Origin of the sequence: Streptomyces sp. URMC 123 (assembly GCF_051386515.1) — a bacterium.
Taxonomy (GTDB): domain Bacteria; phylum Actinomycetota; class Actinomycetes; order Streptomycetales; family Streptomycetaceae; genus Streptomyces.
Genome location: NZ_JBPQTV010000357.1, coordinates 1 through 6383, shown reverse-complemented (window position 1 = coordinate 6383; position 6383 = coordinate 1). Strand labels below are relative to the sequence as shown.

Here is a 6383-nt window from a genome sequence, read left to right as displayed (position 1 = left end):
GGGGGGGGGGGGGCCCCCCCCCCCCTCCCCGCCCCACCATGGACGGCGAAGCGGGGCGCCCACCGCTCCGCGAGCGAGCCGCGGCCGTCGGGGGGCGCCCACCGCTCCCCGCCCGCCCACTCGAGCGCGCTCAGGGGGCGAGCAGCCCCGAGCTGACCCACAGCCGGCGGCCGACCCCGCGCAGCACCCCCGTCTCGTCCAGGAAGTCCGTGAGCCGCTTGGCGCCGGTGCGCATCACCTCGCGCCGGTGGTCGCTCGCCCGGGCCTGGGCCACGGCCTCGTTCCGGTCGAGTCCCACGTTCGTGTAGACCTGGGGGTTGACGAAGGCGAACGAGAAGACGCGGGCCGCCTCGCCGCAGCTGAGCCGGGTCAGCCCCGCCTCCCAGCGCGGACACGTCGCCATCTGGCGGCGCAACTCCTCGCGGGCATAGCGGACGTGCCGCGCCTCCTCCACCACATGAATGCGGGTGACGCCGCGCACCAGCGGTTGGACGCGCTCGTCGGGAAAGGTCAGCCGCTGCATCCAGTCCAGGATCTCCTCGCCCAGGAGGGTCGCGGCGAACGACCCGGGGGTGGTGGAGACGGTCTTGAGTAAGCGGCCGAGGTTGTGGTGCAGCCGGGAGACGGGGTACGCGGGCGCCCCGCCCTTGGTGATCATGCGGGCGAACATCTTGGAGTGCCGGCACTCGTCGGCTATCTCGGTCAGGGCATAGCGGACGTGCGCGCTGGTCAGCGGCTTGTCGTAAATGTGCCGCACCAGCAGCTGCATCAGGATGACCTCGAACCAGATGCCCAGGGAGGCGAGGGACGCCGCCTCGTGGCGGGCCAGCTCCATGCGCTGCTCCTCCGGCATCCGCCGCCACAGCGGGGTGTCGTAGAGCGAGACCAGCTCCGGCGGCCAGAACCACTTGCCGTCCTCGAGCGGAGCGTCCCAGTCGAGCTCGGTGTCGGGGTCGAAGGAGTGCTTCGCCGACGCCTCCAGCAGGCGTTCGGCGACCTGTTCGCGGTCCTTGAGCAGTCCGAGTGCGTCGCGTATCGCTCCTGTTTCCGTGACGGTCGTCATGGTCGGGGGCACCTCGCTCGGGGCTCGCGGCAGCGCTGGCCAGAAGGGTTACCGGGGGTCACCCACTTATGAGACTGCTTGTCAGCAAGCTCGTCAATACCCCCACGGCGACTTCCGGTTGGTCGGTTGACCGCGTCGGGAGAGTCGTGTGAGCCTGCAACCATCCCCTCCCGGACAGGGACCGCGTGGCGAAGGAGGCGTCGGTGTCGACGCAGAAGCTCTACGCACAAGACCCGGGTGACCCCCTCTGGCAGGTGCCGGCCTCCGGCGCGGCCCGCTTCAGCTGGGAGTACGGCGACGGCCGCGAGCGCCTGCTGGCCCTCTACCAGAAGGGCAAGGACAAGCAGTGGGACGCCAACAAGCGGATCGACTGGGACCTGGAGGTCGACCCGTACGACCCGCTCGGCACCCCCGACGAGGCGCTCTCCCTCTACGGGACCCGGCACTGGGCCCGGATGACCGACAAGGACAAGGGTGAGCTCCGCCGGCACTTCGCCTCCTGGCAGTTCAGCCAGTTCCTCCACGGCGAGCAGGGCGCCATGGTGTGCGCCGCCCGCATCGTGGAGTCCGTGCCCGACCTCGACGCCAAGTTCTACTCCGCCACCCAGGCCATGGACGAGGCGCGGCACGCCGAGATCTACACCCGGCTGCTGCACGAGAAGATCGGGATGCTCTATCCCGTCAACGACAACCTCAAGTCGCTGCTCGGGGACACCCTGCGCGACTCCCGCTGGGACATGCCGTACCTGGGCATGCAGGTGCTGATCGAGGGGCTGGCGCTGGCCGCCTTCGGCATGATCCGCGACAGCACCAGAAAGCCGCTGCCCAAGCAGATCCTCGCCTATGTGATGCAGGACGAGGCCCGGCACGTGGCCTTCGGGCGCATGGCGCTGCGCGACTACTACCGGCAGCTGAGCGACGCCGAGCGACGCGAGCGCGAGGAGTTCGTGATCGAGGGCTGCTATCTGATGCGGGATCGGCTGCGGGGCAACGAGGTGCTGGAGAACCTGGGCATCCCGCGCGCCGAGGCCATGGAGTACATCGAGCGCTCGGAGTTCCTCCGCCTCTTCCGCAAGCTGCTCTTCAGCCGGATCGTGCCCTGCGTCAAGGACATCGGCCTGTGGGGCGAGCGGCTCCAGCGCGCCTATGTCGACCTGGGCGTGCTCGAACTCGGGGACGCCAACCTCGACCTGTTGATGACCCAGGACGAGGAGCTGGCCGAGCAACTGGACGCGGAGCGGTTCGCGGCCGAGGAGGCCGCCCGCACGGCGGAGGTCGCCGAGGCCATCGCCCAGGGGGCGGCCGCCGAGGGCTGAGCGCTCCCTCCCGCCACCACCCGCTCTCCGTCTGCCCTCCGCCCGCTCTCCGGGCGCGGTGCCGGCCGCTCTCCGGCCGGGTACCAGACCCGCGCCGGCCCCGTGCTCCAGGCCGAAAGGGGCGTACGTCACAAGCAACCCACGTACCGATTTGTTCATCTATCGGTGCGGGGGGAGCCCAGTGCGTCGGTCCTCCCTCACGGAGCACCCGGTGCTCGCCGGTACGCGAAGAGAGAGTGGACGATCCATGGCACGCCTGACACTCACCGGACCCGGCCGTCGCATCGCGCTGGCCGTGGCCGTCGCCCTCGCCCTGGTAGCGGCCATAGTCGGCACCGTGGCCATGGCCGGGGTCGGCGGCGGCAGGAGCGACCGGCCGGACGCCAAGCCGGCCCCGGGGCCGGAGACGCAACGGGCCACGCCCAAGGTGCCCGCCGAGATCGTCCACGCCGCCGAGAGCGGGGACAAGGCCGTCAACATCACCATTGACGACGGCCCGGACCCCACCTGGACGCCCAAGGTGCTCGACGTGCTGGAGAAGAACGGCGTCAAGGCGGTCTTCTGCATGATCGGCCCGAACGCCAAGGCCCACCCCGACCTGGTGCGCAAGGTCGTGGCCGCCGGCCACCGGCTCTGCGACCACTCCATGACCCACGACACCGCCATGGACCAGAAGTCCGTGGCGTACCAGGAGAAGGAGATCCTCGACGCCAAGCGGCTGATCGAGGAGGCGTCCGGCGGCGCCCCGGTCCCGTACTACCGCGCCCCCGGCGGCGCCTTCACCCCCGACAGCCGCCGCATCGCCGCCGACCACGGCATGCGACCGCTCGGCTGGAACGTCGACACCAAGGACTTCCAGCACCCGGGCACCGCCGGGATCGTGGCCACGGTCAAGCGCCAGGTGAGCCCCGAGCGCCCGACGATCCTCTTCCACGACGGCGGCGGCGAGCGCTCCCAGACGGTGGCCGCGCTGGAGCAGGTCCTGCCCTGGCTCAAGGAACAGGGCTACGCCTTCAGCTTCCCCAAGATCCACTGAGCGGCGGGCCGCGCCCCGGCCGCGGTCAGGGGCCGGGCCGCTCCAGAACCGACCGCATCACCTCGCGGGCGATCGGCGCCGCGTCGCCGCCGTCCCCGCCGTTGCCGCCGCCCCCGCTCTCCGCCCGGCCCGCCTCGGCGTCCTCGACCACCACCGCGACCGCCACCGCCGGAACCGGGGCCTCCGGCGCCCTCGCCCAGCCGATGAACCAGGCGTACGGGGCGCCGGAGCCGCCGTCCCCCTGCCGCGCCGAGCCGGTCCCGCCGCCCACCTCCGCGCCGGGGAACGCCGCCGCGGCCGCCGCGCCGCCGGTGACCGCCGCCGTCATCATCTGCTTCAGCTGCGTGGCGGTGGCCGGGTTCATCGCCTGCCGATAGCTCTGCGGCACGCTCCGCGCCACGTTCCGCCCCGACGCCGTCGTCACCCGGCTCACCAGGTGCGGGCGCATCAGATCGCCGCCGTTGGCGACCGCCGACGCCACCATGGCCATCTGCAGCGGCGTGGCGGCCGTACGGTGCCGGCCGACGGCCGACAGCGCGAGCCGCGTCCGGTCCGCGTCGGCGGCGAACGTGCTCCGCGCCACCCGGGAGGGAATCCGCAGCCGGCCGTCGCCGAAGCCGAACTTGCGCGCCGTGCGCACCAGCTCCGCCGCCCCCACCTCGACGCCGAGCCGCCCGAACACGGCGGTGCACGACTCCTGGAAGGCGAGCAGCAGCCCCGCGCCGCGGCAGCCGGGCCGCTCGTCGGCGAACGCGGCCCCGAGGCCCGCCGGGGCGTACGGCGCCGGGGCGTCCCCGGGCGCGTGCACATCCGTGACCACCCCCGCGTCCAGCGCGGCGGCGGCCGTCACCACGGTGAACGCGGCCCCCGGGTGATAGGTCTGCCGCAGCGCGCGGTTGAGCATCGGCTCGGCGGGGCTGCCGGTCAGCTCCCGCCAGGCCGCCCCGGCCGCCACGCCCGTGCCGGCCAGCCGCCCCGGGTCGTACGAGGGCGAGCTGGCCAGCGCGAGGATTCTGCCCGTGGCGGGTTCGATCGCGACGACCGCGCCCCGCCGGTCCCCGAGCCCGGCGAACGCGGCCTTCTGCGCGGCCGGCCGGACGGTGGTGCGCACCTGACCGCCGGGCTCCCGCCCCCGGGTGACCTTCTGGAGCAGGGGGAGCGCGGCCAGCCGCGGGTCGGCGCCGGAGAGCAGGGCGTCCTCGGCGTCCTCCAGCAGCGAGGTGCCGTACAGATGCGAGGCGAAGCCGGTGACCGGCGCGTACAGCGGCCCGTCGGTGTAGGTGCGCTCCCAGCGCAGGGTCCGGCCGGTCTCCCGGGAGCCGGTCACGGGCCGGCCGCCCACGTAGATGTCACCGCGCGGCTGGGCGTAACGGGCCGCCGCGTCGCGCCGGTTGGCGGGGTTGCGGTTGTACTCCTCGGCCTGGAACACCTGCACCCGGGCGGCGTTGACCAGCAGGGCGACCAGGAGCAGCAGACAGAAGGCGGCGGCGTGCCGGATGCAGCGGGTCATGGCCGCTCCCCGCCGCGTACGGGTCCGGGGTCGGGTACGGGCACGGGTCCGGGGCCGTCCGGTACGCCGTCGGGCACCGCGCCGTCCGGTGCCCGCGCGCTGTCGCTGAGACGGATCAGCAGGGCCACGATGATCCAGTTGGTGACGACCGAGGACCCGCCCTGGGCCAGGAACGGCATCGCCATGCCGGTCAGCGGAATCAGCCCGGTCACGCCGCCCGCGATGACGAAGACCTGGAGCGCCACGATCGAGGCGAGGCCGATGGCCAGCAGCCGCCCGAAGGCGTCCCGCAGCCCCAGCGCCGCGCGGTAGCCGCGCGCCACCAGCAGCGCGTAGAGCAGGAAGACCGCCGTCAGCCCGGCCAGCCCCAGCTCCTCGCCCGCGGTCGCGAGGATGAAGTCGGACTTCACGGCGAAGCCGATCAGCACGGACTGCCCCTGGCCGAGCCCGGTGCCCAGCATGCCGCCGGCAGCGAACGCGAACAGCGACTGGGCGAGCTGGCCCGGCCCGCGGCCCGCCTCGATGCTCGCGAACGGGTGCAGCCAGTCGGAGACCCGGGCGCGCACATGGGGTTCGAGCGAGCCGACCACGAACGCCCCCACCGCGGCCAGCAGCAGCCCCACGGCGATCCAGCCGAGGCGGCCGGTGGCCACGTACAGCAGGATCACGAACAGCCCGAAGAACAGCAGCGAGGTGCCCAGATCGCGTTCGAGCACCAGCACGCCGACCCCGGCCAGCCAGATCGTCACCACCGGGCCCAGCGCCCGCCCGCTGGGCAGCCGCAGCCCGTGGACGCTGCGGCCGGTGTGGGCCAGGGCCGCGTGGTTGGCGGCCAGATAGGCGGCGTAGAAGACGGCCAGGAGCACCTTCGCGAACTCGCCCGGCTGGAAGGAGAATCCCGCGAAGCGAATCCAGATGTAGGCGCCGTTGATGGCCGGGAAGAAGATCGGCACGATCAGCAGAACCAGGGCCACCGCCACGGAGACGTACGGGTAGCGCTGGAGCCGGCGGTGGTCGCGCAGCAGCCACACCACCGCGATGAACAGGCCGATGCCCAGGGTCGACCAGACGAGCTGCGTCGGCGCGGCCCGGTCCGGGGTCTCCAGGTCGAGGCGGTAGATCAGCACCAGCCCGAGGCCGTTGAGCAGCACGGCGATCGGCAGCAGCAGGGGATCGGCGTGCGGGGCGCGGAGGCGGACCGCCAGATGAGCGAGCAGGGCGAGCACCCCCAGGCCCGCGCCGTAGGCGGCGGCACCCCCCGGCACGGAGTTCTCCTTGGCCAGGCCGACCTCGATGTAGCCGTACACGGAGATGAGCACGGCACCGATGAGCAGGGCCATGCGAGGAACCTAGCAAGGGAGGTGGCTTATGTCTGGTATGTCGGACGGCTGAGCGGGGGCGGTGGCGGTGCGGGGTGGCGCGCGGCCGCGCCGGGCCCCGGAGGGGCGCTCGCCCCGA

At 73.1% G+C, this 6383-nt stretch carries 5 protein-coding genes; 2 read left to right on the top strand and 3 right to left on the bottom strand.

Annotation, left to right across the window (positions count from 1 at the left end; all coding sequences use genetic code 11):
* Positions 1-130: 130 nt before the first annotated feature.
* Positions 131-1063, bottom strand: coding sequence for an AurF N-oxygenase family protein (locus ACSNOD_RS27100; protein ID WP_436769698.1), 933 nt, complete (start codon positions 1061-1063; stop codon positions 131-133).
* A gap of 203 nt (positions 1064-1266) precedes the next feature.
* On the opposite strand from ACSNOD_RS27100, the gene ACSNOD_RS27095 reads away from it, so the two are divergent.
* Positions 1267-2379 (top strand): ferritin-like domain-containing protein, encoded by a 1113-nt coding sequence (locus ACSNOD_RS27095; RefSeq protein WP_436769697.1) that lies wholly within the window; start codon positions 1267-1269, stop codon positions 2377-2379.
* A 247-nt stretch (positions 2380-2626) separates the two neighbouring features.
* Complete coding sequence (locus ACSNOD_RS27090) at positions 2627-3415, top strand: polysaccharide deacetylase family protein (RefSeq protein WP_436769696.1); 789 nt, start codon at positions 2627-2629, stop codon at positions 3413-3415.
* A gap of 25 nt (positions 3416-3440) precedes the next feature.
* Here ACSNOD_RS27090 and ACSNOD_RS27085 read toward each other — a convergent pair whose 3' ends face one another.
* Together ACSNOD_RS27085 and ACSNOD_RS27080 are read right to left on the bottom strand one after the other, a co-directional pair.
* Positions 3441-4925 carry a penicillin-binding transpeptidase domain-containing protein gene (locus ACSNOD_RS27085; protein ID WP_436769695.1) on the bottom strand — a complete coding sequence of 495 codons (1485 nt, stop codon included), beginning with the start codon at positions 4923-4925 and terminating at the stop codon, positions 3441-3443.
* Entirely contained in the window at positions 4922-6265 is a 1344-nt protein-coding gene (locus tag ACSNOD_RS27080; protein WP_436769694.1) for an FtsW/RodA/SpoVE family cell cycle protein, read from the bottom strand. Before ACSNOD_RS27080 ends, ACSNOD_RS27085 begins: the two co-directional genes overlap by 4 nt.
* Between the last annotated feature and the right edge of the window lie 118 nt (positions 6266-6383).

Coding starts and splice junctions, on each gene's coding strand:
- ACSNOD_RS27100 (WP_436769698.1), bottom strand. CDS start 1,063: ATGACGACCGTCACGGAAACAGGAGCGATACGCGACGCACTCGGACTG.
- ACSNOD_RS27085 (WP_436769695.1), bottom strand. CDS start 4,925: ATGACCCGCTGCATCCGGCACGCCGCCGCCTTCTGTCTGCTGCTCCTG.
- ACSNOD_RS27080 (WP_436769694.1), bottom strand. CDS start 6,265: ATGGCCCTGCTCATCGGTGCCGTGCTCATCTCCGTGTACGGCTACATC.
- ACSNOD_RS27090 (WP_436769696.1), top strand. CDS start 2,627: ATGGCACGCCTGACACTCACCGGACCCGGCCGTCGCATCGCGCTGGCC.